The organism is Vibrio nigripulchritudo (assembly GCF_027924785.1).
Lineage (GTDB): Bacteria > Pseudomonadota > Gammaproteobacteria > Enterobacterales > Vibrionaceae > Vibrio > Vibrio nigripulchritudo.
On sequence record NZ_AP027049.1, the window covers coordinates 83,776 to 101,543 of the forward strand.

11 protein-coding genes and 1 pseudogene are annotated in these 17,768 nt (G+C 47.3%); 6 read left to right on the forward strand and 6 right to left on the reverse strand.

Annotation, left to right across the window (positions count from 1 at the left end):
• Nucleotides 1–3: 3 nt before the first annotated feature.
• From QMG91_RS00400 to QMG91_RS00415, 4 genes are all read left to right on the forward strand, one after another.
• Nucleotides 4–1,239 carry a DegT/DnrJ/EryC1/StrS family aminotransferase gene (locus QMG91_RS00400; RefSeq protein WP_281828139.1) on the forward strand — a complete coding sequence of 412 codons (1,236 nt, stop codon included), beginning with the start codon at nt 4–6 and terminating at the stop codon, nt 1,237–1,239.
• A complete protein-coding gene (locus QMG91_RS00405; protein WP_281828141.1) occupies nt 1,229–3,640 on the forward strand; it encodes a phosphotransferase in 2,412 nt (803 codons plus the stop codon). The genes QMG91_RS00400 and QMG91_RS00405 overlap by 11 nt, the downstream gene beginning before the upstream one ends.
• Entirely contained in the window at nt 3,637–4,233 is a 597-nt protein-coding gene (locus QMG91_RS00410; protein ID WP_281828143.1) for a CDP-archaeol synthase, read from the forward strand. Before QMG91_RS00405 ends, QMG91_RS00410 begins: the two co-directional genes overlap by 4 nt.
• Nucleotides 4,234–4,448: 215 nt before the next feature.
• Entirely contained in the window at nt 4,449–5,666 is a 1,218-nt protein-coding gene (locus QMG91_RS00415; RefSeq protein WP_004405650.1) for a M20/M25/M40 family metallo-hydrolase, read from the forward strand.
• A gap of 62 nt (nt 5,667–5,728) precedes the next feature.
• Here the strand turns inward: QMG91_RS00415 and QMG91_RS00420 are convergent, their stop codons facing one another.
• From QMG91_RS00420 to QMG91_RS00440, 5 genes are all read right to left on the reverse strand, one after another.
• Nucleotides 5,729–7,069, reverse strand: coding sequence for an MATE family efflux transporter (locus tag QMG91_RS00420; RefSeq protein ID WP_281828145.1), 1,341 nt, complete (start codon nt 7,067–7,069; stop codon nt 5,729–5,731).
• The gene (locus QMG91_RS00425; protein ID WP_281828147.1) at nt 7,032–7,739 is read right to left on the reverse strand and encodes an acyltransferase; all 708 of its coding nucleotides are present in this window, start codon (nt 7,737–7,739) and stop codon (nt 7,032–7,034) included. Before QMG91_RS00425 ends, QMG91_RS00420 begins: the two co-directional genes overlap by 38 nt.
• Before the next feature lie 147 nt (nt 7,740–7,886).
• On the reverse strand, nt 7,887–8,795 hold the full coding sequence (locus QMG91_RS00430) for a glycosyltransferase (RefSeq protein ID WP_281828149.1): 909 nt from the start codon (nt 8,793–8,795) through the stop codon (nt 7,887–7,889).
• Between the two features lie 584 nt (nt 8,796–9,379).
• Entirely contained in the window at nt 9,380–10,735 is a 1,356-nt protein-coding gene (gene gorA / locus QMG91_RS00435; protein ID WP_281828151.1) for a glutathione-disulfide reductase, read from the reverse strand.
• Nucleotides 10,736–10,834: 99 nt separating this feature from the next.
• Nucleotides 10,835–11,674, reverse strand: a complete 840-nt coding sequence (locus tag QMG91_RS00440; RefSeq protein ID WP_281828153.1) for a 23S rRNA (adenine(2030)-N(6))-methyltransferase RlmJ — start codon at nt 11,672–11,674, stop codon at nt 10,835–10,837.
• 152 nt (nt 11,675–11,826) lie between these two features.
• On the opposite strand from QMG91_RS00440, the pseudogene prlC reads away from it, so the two are divergent.
• Nucleotides 11,827–13,870, forward strand: a pseudogene (prlC, locus tag QMG91_RS00445) (oligopeptidase A).
• 47 nt (nt 13,871–13,917) lie between these two features.
• Here the strand turns inward: prlC and asnC are convergent.
• Nucleotides 13,918–14,382 (reverse strand): transcriptional regulator AsnC, encoded by a 465-nt coding sequence (gene asnC, locus QMG91_RS00450; RefSeq protein WP_004404906.1) that lies wholly within the window; start codon nt 14,380–14,382, stop codon nt 13,918–13,920.
• A gap of 155 nt (nt 14,383–14,537) precedes the next feature.
• On the opposite strand from asnC, the gene QMG91_RS00455 reads away from it, so the two are divergent.
• A complete protein-coding gene (locus QMG91_RS00455) occupies nt 14,538–17,687 on the forward strand; it encodes an EAL domain-containing protein (protein WP_281828158.1) in 3,150 nt (1,049 codons plus the stop codon).
• Nucleotides 17,688–17,768 lie beyond the last annotated feature (81 nt).

The following is a 17,768-nucleotide window of genomic DNA, read 5'->3' on the forward strand; positions in this document are numbered from 1 at the left end:
ATTATGATGATTCCCCGTCATTCTGTCGGCATGAAGTATTCGGATTATTGGCCGTATTTCGCTTCGCGCTTTGTTCCGGGGCTGTACCGCGATCGTGATATTAACGCTGTGACTGAACCCCTGATGCCCCACGCCAAAACTCTGGGCACGCCAACGGGTCGGCATGCGCTGTGGTATTTTCTGGACCTGAAAGATTACCCATTAGGTAGCGAAGTGCTGATTTCCGCCTACAACTATTATGTGGTGGTTCGTCTGGTTGTACAGGCAGGATTAACGCCTGTTTTTGTGGATATCGAGCCTGACACATTATGTATTGACCCGGAAGATGTCGCGAGAAAGGTGACGCCCAATACCAAGCTTATTATTGCCACGCATATGTTTGGCAATCCGACCAACATGCCAGAAATCTGCGCTATTGCCGAACGGCATGAGTTAGACATTTTTGAAGACTGCGCCCATGCGGTGGGTAGCTACATTGGCGACACTCATATGGGACAATTTGGTTCAGGAGCACTATTTAGCTTCGGGGTGGCCAAAATCGTCAATTGCTTTGGTGGAGGAATGCTGGCTTTGAACGGTCAGACCGCTGAGAACTATCAGCCGCCAAAGCATGGTGCGGGATTTCGTCACTCGATGATTGATACCTTCTCTCGTTGCCTTTTGACCACCATTTACAACCCAAAAATCTATAAATTCACGATGTTGCCACTGGTGAGGTGGGGGAACGCACTCAGTCGGCGTGGCAGACATTGGCTCAGAAACCTGATTGCACCATCAAAAAATGATGCCGCTTGGTATTTCGAACCTGATCAGCGTGCGGAATTTAAACCTTTTATGGTGAGCATGCTGGATCGTCAGTTATCCAGAATTGAAAGTAACGTACGCGAACGTCGAAAAAATGTAGCGAAAATCAAAGCCGAACTGGCTTATCACCCCGATATAAAACTGCTCAATGAAGACAAACATGGAATGTCGAACGGGTCGTATTTTGGGGTTTATTGCGAGGATAAACAGAGGCTTTCTGAGTATCTGCTGGCGCATAACGTGGATAACAACCCGCAGGAATTTTTTGACTGCTCCGTGCTGGCGCAGTTTGAAGAGTTTAAAGCCGACTGCCCGAATGCCCAATATGCCTCCCAACATTTGATTCGCTTGCCGAGCCAGCCAACGCTGAAAGACAACCAACTGGACTCGATCATTCGTTTATTAAAAGGATTTAGCTTAGAACATGCCAGCTAGTGAAAAAATGAAACGCCGACTTCCAACGGCTCCCGGCTACGCACAATACAAAGAAGACGCCATTCAAAGCCGTCTGGACTGGTGTGAACAGGTGTCTGAAACCACGCTCTCCAACGTCAGTCGAAGTCATCTCGACCCTCAGACCTTAGCCGGAAACATAGAAAACTACATTGGTGCGGTTCACGTCCCTATCGGGCTGGCGGGACCGGTCAAAATCAATGGTGAGTACATAAATGGGTACGTGCCCGTGCCTATCGCCACGACAGAAGGGTGTTTGGTGAGCTCTATTTGCCGAGGTGCCAAAGCGTGTGAACTGGGTGGTGGAATAGATGTTCACGTGATTGCCCAAAATATGGTACGCGCGCCTGCATTCATTTGTGACGACATGGCGTCCGCGGTGGCACTGCAAAAATGGGTCGAAGCGAATCATTCTGCCATTGCCGAAAAAGCAGAAAGCGTATCGTCGGTGGCTAAGCTGACTCGCATTGAACCTCAAGTTTTTGGCGACAGCCTTCATCTGCGTTTTTGCTACGAAACCGCTGACGCGGCGGGACAAAATATGACTTCTGCCACCACCTGGATTGCCTGTGAGTGGATCATGGAGCAACTAAAACAACTTCCCCATATCGGAGTAAAGCAGTACCTGATTGAAGGCAATATGGCGGGTGACAAAAAGGTGAATGCTCTGAGCCTGACGCGAGGTCGCGGGGTCAGTGTGACCGCTCACTGCCGAATTCCAGATTCCGTGCTGAAGCGCATTTTGCGGGTGACTTCCGATCAACTGGTTGAAAGCTGGCATCAAGGAGAAATTGGTGCAGCCTGCGCGGGTATGGTCAGCACCAACCTTAACTTTGCCAATGTTGTAGCGGGGATTTTCACCGCCACAGGGCAAGATATTGCGTGTGTTCATGAATCGTCGCTAGGGACTCTTAAAGCCCGAAAAGACGGCGACGCCATTGTGATTAGCGTGTACATGCCTTCTCTGGTGATTGGTACGGTTGGGGGTGGAACAGGGTTGCCGACTCAAAATGAGTGTTTGTCACTGATGGGCTGTGCGGGCAAAGACAAGGTGAAGCGTCTGGCGGAAATCATTGCAGCGACGTGTTTGTGCTTGGATTTATCAACGGGGGCAGCCATTGTTTCCAATGAATTTGTGCAGGCGCATGAGCGATTGGGTCGAAACCGACCAAAACCAGAACAAACCCTGTCAGCCGAGTACTTCAATCAGGTGCTTTACCCAGACTATGCATGGCTGGGGGAAGTGCGCAAGGTAGAACTGGACACCAATAATGGGGTTATCAATACTTTGGTGTCTAATACGGAATCTGTGTATGGAATTCACCGTTTAGCGGTAGATAACTCGGCAGCCGAGAAAATTGGCTTTGAGACGTTTATTGCTAAGATCAAACCACACAGTGACGAGATAAAACTGTTAGGCGCTCAACTGGCGCATATCTCTGGCGACGATACCTTATCTGGTTTGTATCAGGCACAAGCCAAAGTACTGGGTTTTGACAATGCGCATCGCAGAGAAATCGCCCTGTTTTCCCACCTCAATGCCCTCGGAGACACCGAACTGCTGGCACTGTGCCCGCAAGTGTATGGCAGTCACGCAGATGATAAATCTCAGCTGTACACTTTGCTGATGGAAGATCTCAGCCATTGCTCTCATCTGGACACCATTAACATGCCAACCTTATGGCAGGAAAAGGAAATCAAAACCGCATTACGTGGTTTGGCGAAAATACACGCCAGTTACTTCGATAACTTAGATGCGTTGGAACCTTTGGTTATAAGCGGTTGTTTAGATAAGTTTTGTGCCGATTCATTGCTGGAATCCAAAACGCTATTGAATCGAATTACCGAGTACAACCATCAGCGATACCCTGAATTGGTGCCGGAGTCGATAGTTTCGCGAGTCAGCGCATTCATCGATTCAGATTCAACGCTATTAAAAGCGATGTCTGAATTTCCGCTTTGCCTAAGCCATAACGATTTCAATATTCGAAATCTCGCCCTGCGGCATACAGAAGCAGGAACTCAGCTTGTTGCGTACGATTGGGAATTAGCCTGTATTCAAAACCCGCAACGAGACGTAATTGAATTTCTCATTAGCGTGATTGATCAGGTTGCAGGCAATCAGTCTTTGCAAGAGTACATTGAGTATTACCGCGGTGAATTACAGGCACTGACAGGTTACAAATGTGAGTCAGAGTCTTTCTATAAGGTATTGTTGGGTAATGCGATTTATCTGTTCGCGACTCGGTTTAATGCGTACCTGATGACCAACAACGTGTTCAAGCTAGAGTTCATTGATAGACTGACGACCAACTTACTGAGCTTTATCGATTTGTTAGAAGGGCAGCAGTCCGAAAGCCAGTTGGAAAACCTTGTGTCATGAACTTCTTGGAGACGTTAAATTCGGTATTGTACCTGCTGCTACCAATCGTAGTGGCAGGGCTGTTGAACATGGTTTTTCTCAAACTTCCGTTACTAAAAGCGATCCATGTTCCCATGGATGGGGGCAGAACTTACCGAGACGGCAAAGCGTGGTTTGGCAAGAACAAGACTTGGAAAGGCTTTGTCGGGATGGTGGTGTTTTCCGCTTTGAGCTTTTACTTTATTGGTGCTTGGACAGCGCAATCTGAGCACTTACTGGCGCTATCCGTCATCCCCTATGATCAGTTCTCCCAGCTTGAACTTCTGTTATTGGGCGCGAGCTGCGGGTTGGGTTATGTGCTGTTCGAGCTCCCCAACAGCTTCATCAAACGTCGTTGCGATGTGCCGCCCGGCGGTAATATTCGCGGTGTTAAAGGTATGCTGTTTAATTTCTTCGACCAATCTGACTCTGTAATTGGCTGTCTGTTGTTTCTGATGTTGTTTTATCGACTGGATGCCACCATCTGGATTGCCACTTTCATCACCGCCACGCTTGTACACTACATGATGAATATCATCCTTTATGCATTGAAACTCAAGTCGAGCCCTTGGTAGAGGTATTTGCTACATAATTGAAACAAATTGAATCAAAATACATTAAAACTTGGCGGATGAATCGTAATTATTCGTAACAAGTCTTGATAAGATAGTAGAAAGCTCTTAGCTTGGAGAGTTAGCTTCGACCAGTTCGAAATTGACTCTTTTCAGAGCATCACCTGGCAGGACGCCAGGTGCTACCAGTATTCACTAATCATTCGACGAGTTTTTCAATGAGTTCTGATAACAACACCAACGCATGGCAAGCACCTATGCCATCTTCCCAGTTTGAATTTATGGCTGACGTTCTAGATTCTCCATCACCAATCGGTTTTGAAGCAGCAATGAGCTACGGTGTAATCAAACCTGAGTTCGAATCTTTCATGCCGAAGGAGTGGGGCATTCACCAGTTCAAAGGTAATGCAGGATTAGTATTCGATTCGCATCCGGGACGTGATGATCTTGTTAGCGTTATGATTGTCGGTCACGCTGATAAAATTCGCATGCAAGTTCGTAAGATCGACAGCGATGGCAAAGTGTGGATCAACACAGATTCTTTCTTGCCGACTACGCTAATCGGCCATGAAGTAAAAGTATTCTGCCAGGATCCAGAGCAACCAGGTCAGTACAAGACGATTGAAGGTTGCACGGTTGAAGCACTGGGTGCTATCCACTTCTCTACTCCAGGTCAGCGTTCTGGCGACCAAGGCATCAAGCCTGAATCTATTTACCTGGAACTGCATACTCACGGTGAAGATCGTAAGAAGCAGGTTGAAGCACTAGGTTTACGTGCAGGTGACCCAATTCTTCTGGACCGTCGCATCAAGCGCGGTGTATCTCCAGACACGTTCTACGGCGCATACCTGGATAACGGCTTGGGCTGTTTCTCTGTAACTGAAATCGCACGTATTCTGGCGAAAGAAGGCCTAGACAACGTTCGCGTTCTTTACACTATCGCGACGCATGAAGAGATCGGTCGTTTCGGTTCAACGGCAGTTGTTGGTGAGCTTAAGCCTGACGTGCTGATTGCTACTGACGTAAACCACGACTACGAAGCGGCACCGGGTATCGGTGCGAAGAAGATGAACCCGCTGAAAATGGGTGATGGTTTCACCATCGGTCGCGGTTCAGTAGTGTCTGAGTACCTGGTACAAGCACTTGAGAAAGTGTGTAAAGAAAAAGACATCCCGTACCAGCTAGACTTCAGTGGTCGTGACATGGGTACAGACGGTATGGCAGCGGTACTCGCTGGTGTAGACAGCGCAGCAATCACTGTGGGTTACCCAATCCGCAACATGCACACAGCGTCTGAATCTGCTCACACAGGTGACTTGCTGGCATCTATTCACGGTCTGACTGAGCTGCTTCGTCACTTCAACAGCCTGAATGACGGCAAAGGCATCACGCGTGATGACCTGTGCAATGGTCACATTCGCCTAGATAACGCCTAAGCGAACTCAATCTGCTCCTCCCTATGAATTTTCAGGGTGGAGCAGATTTATCGGACGCTTTATTAAGCCTGCACTCGATCCGAGTGAACTTTAACCCAACGACCTGACATCAAACGCTGTATACACAAGCCAATCTTGATCACCTCTTCAACGATCATCAGCAGTAAGATCTGAACGGGTTCAATTCCTGTGGTAAGGAAGTAATAGGTCAAAGGCAGCAACACCACCCACTGACAGAATACATCCACTCCAAGGCAATATTTCGCATCTCCTCCCGCACGCAAAATGCCGATCATAAACATCATTGATAGGCCTTTTAACGCCATTGCTGCAATCAAAATTTGATAAGCAAAACGAGCCGTCTCTTGTAACGCTGAATTGTCACTGGCGATAAATTCGAGCACCAGAGGCTGACAAAAATAAAGCAGTAACGAGAGGAACAAACCCGAGATCAGGCTCAGGCTCAGATAACGCGGCAGTAGATACCGGATATCGTCCATTGCTCTTTGCCCTGAGTGATTGCCAATGACCACGGAAGCGGCACTGGCAAACCCAATCAGAAGGGCGGCGGCGATCGACTCTATCGGTGCTAAAGCGCCAAGAATGATCAGTACGTCATTGCTTTGTTTACCAAGCAATGAATGGAAAACATACAAACCTAACGACCAGATAACACTGTTCAGTGCTGCTACGGATGATAGCTGGATGACTACCGTCGCATCACTAAGTCGGGTTGTTCCCCATACCTGTTTGATCTGCTTAAACGAGAACCAACGTTTGTAAATCACAAAACCAATCAGTAATAAGGTTTCGACACAAGCCGCAATCAAGGTACCGATAGCAACACCTGTAATGCCCCATTTGGGAATAAAATTGATGTTCAGCGCAATATTCAGTGCGACCCCAATTAGGCTAACCACAGTAGCAGCTATGGGTTTGAACATGGTGCGGAGCACGGTAGCCAAAGAGAGTGTGATGGCAAACAACACAAAAGTGGGTGCAATGATTTGAAGATACAGGCTGCCTTGCTCAATGATGACGTAGTCGCTGCTGCCAAATGCCATGATGGCATCGCTGCCAACGAATACCAATCCAGCGCAGCCAAGTGCAATGACTGCCGCTAACGCCAGCATGATCAGGCAGACACGAACAAATTTATCATTGACCTTGTCACCATAACATTGAGCGGCGACCTGCCCCCCTCCGATTGCCACGCCAATAATGCAAAAACTCAGCACCATGTGAGCCTTGGTTGCCAGCCCCATTGCGGCCATATCTAGCGGATTGAGGCTGCCAAGCATCACGGTATCGATCATGCTTTTGCTGGAAAAGAGAGCAGTCTGAAAAGCGATCGGCAGCGCTAGGCTAAGCAGTGCCAGCAGCCAATGCTTTTGCGTCTTCATTATCGCTTCCTTGTTCCAGATATTTTACTACCACTGCTGGGTTGCCGAGGGCGATGGCGTTATCGGGAATGTCTTTGTACACCACACTGTTGGCACCCACGACGGCATTGCGACCAATGGTCACGCCTTTCAAAATAGTGGCTCCTATCCCAATCCAGGCTCCGGAACGCACCGTGACTGGCGCTGTAGGAGTACGTTCTACTTCATCCGCTTCACCTCGACCAGTAACCGGATGACCGCTGCAATCCATGATGGTGACACGTGGACCAAAACTGACGTGGTCTTCAATGGTTACCTTCTCATAACTGATGATATTGGTTCCCTGCATTACCACGTGATTGCCAATGTCGATTTGACCAGCCGGGCGATGATTCGCTTTAACCAGAGTCAGTCGTACTGGTGTATTTTCAAAGGCTACATCGTTTTGCGAATAGATTTGGTTGTGCTGACCAATAGTAATACGACCCACAAAATCGTCGCTATTAATATGTCCTGTCTCGTTAGGCGATGCGCCATAACTTTCGTCGCGTACAAAAGTGAAGGCGACATGTGGTCGACCGATAAGTGAGGATGTCTCCCCTACGGTTAGGTGAGACTGAAACTCAGGTAATACCTGTGGTGTTTCTGAGTTTGGATCCATGGGGTAGAGATTTTCATAAAAACAGGTCATGTCATTAATCCTTTATGGCAGCTGACTTTATTGCGGGAGCGCCAGTAAGCGTCGAAACACTGATATTCATCAGGTGCCAATACAGCTCAGTCCTGGCTGGTTATCATTGGCACCTTAATATTGGAATTGCGTAGGTGAGGGGCGAAGTTAACCCATGTCCATAAACTGGAATGTCTTAAATGCCGGGATTTCCTGAGGGCGATGCAATTGGATGATGCGGTTAAGTGGTACACCATCTTCGCGATGATCAATGTTATAGAAGCTGGTTTGCCAGATATTGTACTTTTCGTGAATTCGGCGAGCGGCGCTATTTGAGTGTTCGTCGCTATCAGACACTTCTTTAGGGTGTGGCCAGTGTAGGGAGCAAATCGCTTTGTCCATGACGTATTCGTTTTTGTTAAGGAATAGTCGGATACCCAAATCGACGTCTTCTCCACCCCAAGTATTGAAAGATTCATCGAACAAGCCTGCTTTGAGCAACTCTTCTCTTTCGGCAGACACATGGCAAGTCCAGAACAGATCAAATGGTGCAGGCCATTTGCTCAGATCTTCGCCCATTATCTTGTATTGAGCTTGGCGAATATCATAAGCACCGCTTTGCTTTAAGTGCATCAGTGTCTTGTCGACATCCTTGCTGTCCAGGTGAGGTTCGAGCTCTTTTAATGCTTCTGCATCCACATCAAACCCGTATACGTAGCCAACAATGGTGATTGGTTTTTTTGCTGCTTCGTGGGCTTTTAAATGTTCTTCCAAAGTTATACTTGAAAGCAAAACCCCCGTATCGATATAAACAATATATTGTCCATCTGCGATCATTGTGCCGACATTACGCGCTTTACCCGCACGAAAGCCTTTATCTGGTTGCCAGAAATATTGTAAATCAAGATCGGAACGATATTTGTTAATGACTTTCTCTGTATTATCTTTTCCGCCATCATCAACAACAATGACTTCAAATAAATTTTTATCCAGCGTTTGTGCAACTAACGAATCAAGCGTGTAAGACAATAAGTCTTCGCGGTTATAGGTTGGGATAACCACACTAATCTTTTTCATTTTTCTATCCCTTGAGTATTAAAAATTCCTTTCTGTGACCAGTTTATATCTCTACAAAAAAATATGTGCAAGGTCTCATAGTTAATATTTTTTTTATTGAAAATGAGTGATTTTCTATTTTTGCAATTAAAAACAATGGGTTATGCTAAGTGATTTGCATTCCAAATAAATGATGTAAATTTCATTTCTTACATTTAAGAAAGAGGTTTTTAGCAAGGAAAGATGATACTTTTTATTGATTTAAATGTTATTTAAGATTTGTTGATAATTAATTTCAATAATTTAAATTGTTTTATAAACTATTTGATATGAGTGGTTTGTATTAAATATCTAATCTTTTTTATTTAAATAATATAAATTTAGATTTGATGATCTTTGGTTTTTTAATTGGTTCTCACTACCTCTGACTTTTATTTGTTGTTTTACAGTGGTATTAATAAATGTTTTTTTCCGTGCCAATGAATGGAAACTTATATTGTGTATCATTTAGATACCCATATAAAAAACCGACTATGCATTCACATAGTCGGTCAATTATTGTTAAAGATTAATTTGGGAGGGTAATAAAACCTATCCCAAGTAACTTATCTCATCGTCACGAATTCTTCTGATCCCGTTGGGTGAATCGCTACAACGCTGTCGAAGTCTTCTTTGGTCGCGCCCATCTTCATTGCGACGCCGAAACCCTGAATCATTTCGTCTACCGCGAAACCGATACCATGCAAGCCGACCACTTTCTCGTCTTCACCTGCGCAAATCAGCTTCATCTGACATGGCTGGCGGTGCTTAGTGACGGCTGTGTACATCGCAGTAAAGCCAGATTTGTATACTTTCACGTTTTCTTCGCCATATTGCGCAATCGCTTCTGGCTCGGTTAAGCCAATGGTGCCGATTGGTGGGTGGCTGAATACCACGGTTGGTACCAGGCTGTAATCCATCTTCGCGTTTGGCTTGTTGTTGAACAGGCGTTCAGAAAGTTGGCGACCCGCTTTAACGGCAACAGGCGTCAGCTCAATGCCGCCATCCATGATGTCACCCACACAGTAAATGCCTTCCACGTTAGTTTGTTGGTACTCATCTACTTTGATGTAACCGTAATCGTTGGTTTCAACGCCAGTTGATGCAAGGTTGATAGCGTCTGTCGCTGGGTGACGACCGATCGCCCAAATCAGCGTATCCACGTTTTGGCTGCGACCACTTTCGAAGTGGATAGTCAGGCTGCCATCGTCTTCTTTCACCACTTCTTTAGGTACTGAGTTGGTGTGAAGAGTTGGACCTTCTGCTTCCATTACGCTCATCAGAGTTTCAACAATCAGAGGGTCGAAGCTACGCAAAGGTGATTCTTTACGAACGAATAGGTGCGTTTCAGTACCTAGTGCATTCAGAACGCCTGCAATTTCTACGGCGATGTAACCAGCACCAATAACCGCAACGCGTTTTGGTTGTTCATTCAGCTCGAAGAAACCATTTGAGTCGATACCGTGCTCTGCACCTGGAATGTTAGGAATAGTCGGGCGACCACCCACAGCGATAAGGATGTGATCGGCAGTGTAGTGCTCACCGTTGACTTCAACCGTTTTCGCATCAACAAACTTAGCGAATCCTTTAATGACGTTCACTTTGTTGTTGCCAAGTACACGGTCGTAAGACTGGTGGATACGACCAATATACGCCTGGCGGCTCTCAACCAGTTTGTTCCAGTCGAAGCCTTTTACATCGACATCAAAACCGTAGTCTTCAGCGTACAGATTCATTGCCTCGGCAACCTGAGCACCGTGCCACATCACCTTCTTAGGAACACAGCCTACGTTTACACACGTACCGCCAAGATCCTGAGCTTCGATGAGGGCGACTTTGGCACCGTACATCGCTGCGCGGTTTGCAGACGCGATACCGCCACTACCACCACCGATGCAAATATAATCAAAATGTGTTGCCATGACTTTCTCCGATTATTGTTTCGTATTATTTGGTTATGCGCTGATACATGGGTTCAGGGCTTAATATCTATTCTGTTGCGATCATTCAGTCTGTCGCGATTATTCAGGTACGACCCACTCCACTTTGAAGTGACCGGATACCGGCGCAATTGCTTCCTTTAGTATGGGAAGAATTTCGTTCATCTGGCTTTCCAGTTTCCATGGAGGGTTGATAACGATCATTCCTGAGGAAGTCATACCACGCTCGTTGGTATCGGCAGATACGCCCAGCTCTATTTGTAATATCTTTCTTATTCCGAGTTTTTCAAGCCCAGTCAGCATGTCATCTATATCGTGTCGGTTCACAACTGGGTACCAGATCGCGTAAATGCCCGTTGCCCAGCGTTTATGAGCCTGCGCAATGGCATTCACCACATCGCGGTATTCATGAGATAACTCGTAAGGAGGATCGATAAGTACCAATCCACGGCGTTCTTTTGGTGGAAGGCTGGCTTTCAGACGTTTGAAGCCATCTTCTTTGAAGATACTGACCTGGCGATCGCGATGAAATTCCTGCTCAAGCAAAGGATGATCGCTTGGATGAAGCTCAGTCAGCACCATTCTGTCTTGTGAGCGGATGTGTGCCCGCGCAACGCGAGGCGAACCCGGGTAATAGCGCAAAGTGTTATCCTGATTCAGAGACTGAATCGCTTCAAGATACGATTGAATTTCTTCCGGCAGGTTATCTGCTTGCCATAAACGGGCAATGCCTTGTTTGTATTCGCCGGTTTTTTCTGACCATTCGTGAGTGAGGTCGTAGCGCCCGACGCCAGAATGCGTATCGTGGTAAACGTAAGGTTTTTCTTTCTGATTCAGAGCGTTCAGGATCAAAGACTGAACAATGTGTTTAACCACATCGGCATGGTTGCCTGCATGGAAGCTGTGACGATAACTAAGCAAAATAATCTCTTACATGAATGATTGGCGAGCACAAAGAGGCTCATTATATCAAAGGCAAGGTTCACTGTGTGAGCCCTGCTGACGTTGGCTATTGAAAATACGAATCCTGAACCACACTTAGTACAGGACAAAATGATAAAAGGAATGAAAAAATGTCTAATCCATTACTGACGTTTACCGATCTTCCCCCGTTTTCCGAAATTAAACCAGAGCATGTAAAGCCTGCTGTAGAACAAGCCATTGCGGCATGTCGTGAGAAAGTGGAAGAAGTGGTGGCAAACAACGAAGCACCGAGCTGGGAGAATGTTTGTGCGCCGTTGGCGGAAGTGGACGACAAGCTAAGCCGCTTGTGGTCACCAGTCAGCCATCTGAACTCGGTAAAAAACAGCAACGAACTGCGCGAGGCTTACGAAAGCTGCCTGCCTTTGCTGTCCGAGTACGGTACTTGGGTTGGTCAACACAAAGGCTTGTACGACGCTTACAAAGCAATCAAAGCGTCTGACGAGTTTGCATCCCTTTCTCAGGCACAAAAGAAAAGCATCACAGATGCATTGCGTGATTTTGACCTGTCGGGCATTGGCTTGCCAGCCGACCAACAGCATCGCTACGGTGAAATCAGCAAGCGTATGTCTGAGCTAAGCTCCCAGTTTTCTAACAATGTGTTGGATTCCACCATGGGCTGGACCAAACACATCACAGATGAAAAAGAGCTGGTTGGCATGCCAGAATCAGCAATGGCAGCTGCCAAAGCCGCGGCTGAAGGCAAAGAGCTGGATGGCTGGTTAACTGACACTGGACATTCCTTCATACCTCCCAGTTCTGACTTACTGTGACAACCAATCACTTCGTAAAGAGATGTACGAAGCGTACGTAACGCGTGCTTCTGATCGCGGTCCAAACGCAGGAAAGTGGGATAACACCGATTTGATTGCCGAGCAGCTAAAACTGCGTCATGAAATTGCGCGCCTGTTGGGCTTTAGCTCGTTCAGTGAAAAATCGCTGGCGACCAAAATGGCAGAGAACCCACAGCAAGTGCTTGGTTTCTTGAACGAACTGGCGGTGAAAGCGAAGCCTCAGGGCGAACGTGAAGTGCAAGAGCTGCGCGACTTTGCCCAGCAAGAGTTTGGCGTATCAGAGCTAAACCTTTGGGACATCGCTTACTACAGCGAAAAACAAAAGCAGCACCTATTCCAGATTTCTGATGAAGAACTGCGCCCATATTTCCCAGAAGACAAAGCCATATCGGGTCTGTTTGAGGTACTAAAACGTGTCTTCGGAATGACAGTGACAGAGCGTGAAGGCGTGGACGTATGGCACGAGTCAGTGAAGTTTTACGACATCGTAGACAGCAATGGCACATTGCGCGGCAGCTTCTACCTCGACTTGTATGCGCGTGAGCACAAGCGCGGTGGTGCCTGGATGGATGAGTGCCGTGTGCGCCGCACCAATGCAGACGGTGAGCTACAAACTCCGGTTGCCTACCTGGTGTGTAACTTCAACAAACCTGTGGGCGATAAGCCTGCGCTGTTTACTCACGACGAAGTGGTTACCTTATTCCACGAAACTGGTCACGGTATCCATCATATGCTGACGCAAATTGATGTGTCTGCGGTTTCGGGCATCAACGGCGTACCTTGGGATGCAGTAGAACTGCCAAGCCAGTTCCTGGAGAACTGGTGCTGGGAAGAAGAGGCGCTGGCGTTCATCTCTGGTCACTACGAAAGTGGTGAAGCGTTACCAAAAGAGATGCTGGACAAAATGCTGGCGGCGAAGAACTTCCAGTCGGCGATGTTCATTCTGCGTCAATTGGAATTCGGTTTGTTCGATTTCACTCTTCATACCGAATACGATCCAGACATCGGCGCTCGTGTATTAGAAACTCTGGCGCAGGTGAAAGAGAAAGTAGCGGTATTGCCAAGCCTTGAGTGGAATCGATTCTCACACAGCTTCAGCCACATATTTGCTGGTGGTTACAGCGCGGGTTACTACAGCTACCTGTGGGCAGAAGTATTGTCATCCGATGCGTATTCACGCTTTGAAGAAGACGGCATCTTCAACGAAGAAACAGGTCGTTCTTTCTTGAACAACATCCTGGAAATGGGTGGCAGTGAGGAGCCAATGGAGCTGTTCAAACGCTTCCGCGGTCGTGAGCCAGAAATTGATGCCTTGCTGCGTCATTCTGGTATTACTGCCTAGTCGGTCGAACCCGATATAAAGAGAAAAACCACCTTCGGGTGGTTTTTTTATGGGTTGACGTTGCGGTTGATTGGGTTTTGCAGAGAAATCAGCGTTTCAGTGGACTGCACTTCATCAATTGCCTGCAATTTGTCTATCAACACGTATTGCAGTTCTTCAATCGATTTACACATCAGTTTAACGAAGATGTTGTACGCTCCGGTGGTGTAGTAGGCTTCAACCACTTCATCCAGTGCGTTGAGTTTTTCCAGCGCCGAATGGTAATCACGAGCTGCGTTCAGGTTAATACCAATAAAACAACACACATCGTAGCCAAGCTTTTTGGTGTTGACGATCACCTCGGTGCCTTCAATTACGTCCGCAGCTTTCATTTTCTCAATGCGAACGTGAATGGTCGCCGGGCTGACATTAAACTGCTTCGCCATTTCCGCGTAAGGCGTGCGGGCATCTTCCATCAGCGCTTTCAGAATTTCGCGGTCCAGATCATCAAGACGAGCGGTGGCAGTTTGCATAGTCGTATCCTTGGAAAGTTACCTCATTACTGAAACAGAGTGACAGTCTGATTTAATCGCTACATCCTATAGTGCAAACCTGAGCTTCACAACAACTCAAAAAGGCATCATCTGGTATACTCACGAAAACGAAACGTTGATAGAGAGTTTGGCGGGTGCGATTCATTGGGGTAGTTCTGGCATGTTTGCTGAGCTTTGTAGCGCAGGCGAGCGAAAATGTTTTGGTGGTTCACTCTTACCATCAGGGTTTTTTCTGGACGGACAATTTCCAGAGAGGGCTTTCTGAAAGCCTGGACTCTCATCAAATCCCAAATCGCGTGATGTATCTGGATACCAAGCGATTACAAACTTCTGAATACCTCAGCCAGCTTGAAAGCCTGTTCAAAACCAAACTAGAGCAAGAGCGGTTTCGAGCCATCGTCGTCAGCGATAACAACGCCCTGAATCTGATGCAGAATCTGCACGAATACGTGGGTGACACACCGGTTATTTTTGGCGGAATCAATAACTATTCTCCCAACCTCCATCGAGATCTCAATGCGACGGGTGTGTCTGAAAACATCGATCTGGATAACAACATCCGCCTGATCAAAAAGCTCCAGCCTAAAGTGAATCGCATCATTGTGCTCACGGACTACTCGGTAACGGGGACAGCAGCAAGAAGCCAGATCGCAGAATATCTTGAGAAAAACCCCGGCGATCGCAAACTCATCGACAGTATCGTGCCAGAGAGTTTTGATGACCTGCTTCATCTGGCCGAAAACCTGAATGATGAGAATAGCATTCTGTTCTGGGTGTACTTTAGAGACAAGCAAGGGCGAGTGATTGAAGAGGTGGCGTGGCAGACGCTTAATGAGCGCACCAATGCCCCCGTGTACATGGCGTACAATGCTGGCTTGGGGCTTGGCAGTGTCGGCGGCTTTATGCAGGACGGTTTTGCTAACGGTTCTCTGGTGGGTGAGATTTTAGTTGAAGTCATCAGCCAGCCAGAAGGCACGCCTCTTCCCGAGCCCAGACCCATCAGGACTCACCTCAAGCTGGATTATCACGCCCTGCAAAAGTGGGGAATGGAAGACAGCTTTGTGCTTGCCGATACCGTCCTTAACAAACCCAAACCTTACTTTGTCGAGTACGCGCAGGAAATTCGCCTGCTACTGCTTACCGTGTTCATTTTGTTGGCGGTTATCGGTTCACTTCTTTACTACATGAAGCGTCTCAAGCGCAGTGAAATTCAGGCCAAACAAAGCCAGCTACTGCTGGAATCGGTATTTGATCAAAGCTACCAATTTATCGGCATTGTGGATCGGTTTGGTACTTTGGTATCGAGCAACAGCAAACTGCAAGACCTGCTTTATGTTAAAGGCGGCGCGTACGGGCGACCTTTATGGCAATACCGCGGATGGAGCGATGAAGCCAAAGCGACATTCAAATCTTATCTGGAGAAACCGGGTCAGGACGGTGTTGCGCGGTTTGAAGCCGAGCTGGTGAGACAACACCACGGCTTGAGCGTTTTGGATGTAGCGATGAAGCCTTTACCCCACGAAATCGGCGAGGCGTGCCATTTTCTTCTTGAAGCACAGGACATCACTGCCCGAAAGGCAACCGAACACAAATTACTGACCAGTGAAGCGGATTTTCGTCACTACTACGAAAAACAGCCTGTAATGATGATGACACTGGACGAAAACAACCGCATTCAGGCGGTGAACCGCTTCGCTCAGGAACTGCTGAGTTATTCCTCCACTCAGATGCTGGGAAGAAAACTGGAAGATTTTTACGCAGGTTCGGAAGAGCTCAATGCAAGGCAAGTCCTATTGCAGCCTAAGCCGCATCATTTGTCCGTGTGGCGACGTGAAATCGAATACACCACAGCCAACGGATTTACCATCTGGGTTCGTGAAAATATTCGCCCGCTGACTGAAACGCATCAGCTTTTGATTGTGGGTGAAGACATCAGTGAAACTCAAGATCTCGCGCGTCAGTTGGCGTACCAAGCGCAACACGACCTGCTGACTGGCACCTACAACCGAAACTTCTTCGAACAGCAACTGCAAAAAGCCATGGTGGAAGTGGAGGGGCATTTCCGCACTCATGCCATGCTGTTTCTGGATTTGGATCAGTTGAAAGTCATCAACGACACCGTGGGTCACGAAGCGGGTGATGAAGCGATCGCATTCTGTGCCAAGCTGATTCAGCAAGTACTGCCGAATAACGCCATTTTGTCCCGCATGGGAGGGGATGAGTTCGCGCTACTACTCAGAGACTGTAAGAAGAGCGACGCCACTGAAGTGGCTCAGTCGATCATCGACCAGCTCAACCTTCATCCGTTTATCCGTGATGATCTGACTCTGAATATCAGTTGTTCCATTGGTATCCGATTGATTGACCACACCGCACATTCACCTCAGATGGTACACGCTCAGGCTGATACTGCTTGTCACGCTGCCAAAGAAGAAGGTCGGAATCGTTATCAGCTTTACCGCCTTGATGATGAAGAAATCAAGCAGCGCGAAAGAGAAATGGAAAGCGTCAATCTGGTGCATGAAGCCTTGGCTAATCAGCGATTGCAGTTGTTTGCCCAGCGAATTAAAGGTCTAGAAGACGAGAACGAACATCAGTGTTATTTCGAGATTCTGGTTCGACTGCAAGATGCCAACGGCAACTATGTTTCTCCGGGTGTGTTTATGCCAGCGACCGAACGCTACAACATTGCCCATCTGGTTGATCGATACGTGATTAAACAGACGTTACTTTGGCTCGACCAGCATCCAGAGCAGGCAGAGCATCTGGACAGAGTGTCCATCAATGTGTCTGGGCAATCTATCGGAAACCGAGAGTTCATTGCTGCGATGAAACAGGCACTGCAGGACAGCCAGTTCCCAAATGAGAAAATTTGTCTGGAAATTACCGAAACTGCCGCTATTCACAGTATTAAACAAGCGAGTCAGGTGTTTGATGAACTTAAGTCCCTCGGGTGTCTGATTGCTTTGGACGATTTTGGTTCGGGTCTTTCTTCATTTGGATACCTGAAAACTCTGCCTGTCGATATCGTTAAGATCGACGGCATTTTTGTTCGGGATATCGACCAGAATGAAAGTGATTACATCATGGTTCGCTCCATCAACGACCTGGCTCAGCAAATGGGCAAAGTGACCGTCGCAGAATTTGTCGAATCACCCGCTGTAATTGAGCGCTTGTGCGAACTCGGGGTCAACTACGGTCAGGGTTACAACATTGGAATGCCAAAGCCGCTGGGTGAACTGGTCAACGATTTGGTTTCTGAGAAAATCGCCTGTATCACTTAGATTCGCGCTTTGAATATTTCTCATAGGATTTGCCTGATATTCAGGTAAACTGGCGCAAAATTTTCCCCCTTGGAGTCCCTC

Excerpts from the sequence above, each read along its gene's own strand:
- asnC (WP_004404906.1), bottom strand. The coding sequence starts at position 14,382 with ATGCAAACTGCCACCGCTCGTCTTGATGATCTGGACCGCGAAATTCTG.
- QMG91_RS00425 (WP_281828147.1), bottom strand. The coding sequence starts at position 7,739 with ATGACCTGTTTTTATGAAAATCTCTACCCCATGGATCCAAACTCAGAA.
- QMG91_RS00420 (WP_281828145.1), bottom strand. The coding sequence starts at position 7,069 with ATGAAGACGCAAAAGCATTGGCTGCTGGCACTGCTTAGCCTAGCGCTG.
- QMG91_RS00430 (WP_281828149.1), bottom strand. The coding sequence starts at position 8,795 with ATGAAAAAGATTAGTGTGGTTATCCCAACCTATAACCGCGAAGACTTA.
- QMG91_RS00400 (WP_281828139.1), top strand. The coding sequence starts at position 4 with ATGATGATTCCCCGTCATTCTGTCGGCATGAAGTATTCGGATTATTGG.
- QMG91_RS00405 (WP_281828141.1), top strand. The coding sequence starts at position 1,229 with ATGCCAGCTAGTGAAAAAATGAAACGCCGACTTCCAACGGCTCCCGGC.
- gorA (WP_281828151.1), bottom strand. The coding sequence starts at position 10,735 with ATGGCAACACATTTTGATTATATTTGCATCGGTGGTGGTAGTGGCGGT.
- QMG91_RS00415 (WP_004405650.1), top strand. The coding sequence starts at position 4,449 with ATGAGTTCTGATAACAACACCAACGCATGGCAAGCACCTATGCCATCT.
- QMG91_RS00410 (WP_281828143.1), top strand. The coding sequence starts at position 3,637 with ATGAACTTCTTGGAGACGTTAAATTCGGTATTGTACCTGCTGCTACCA.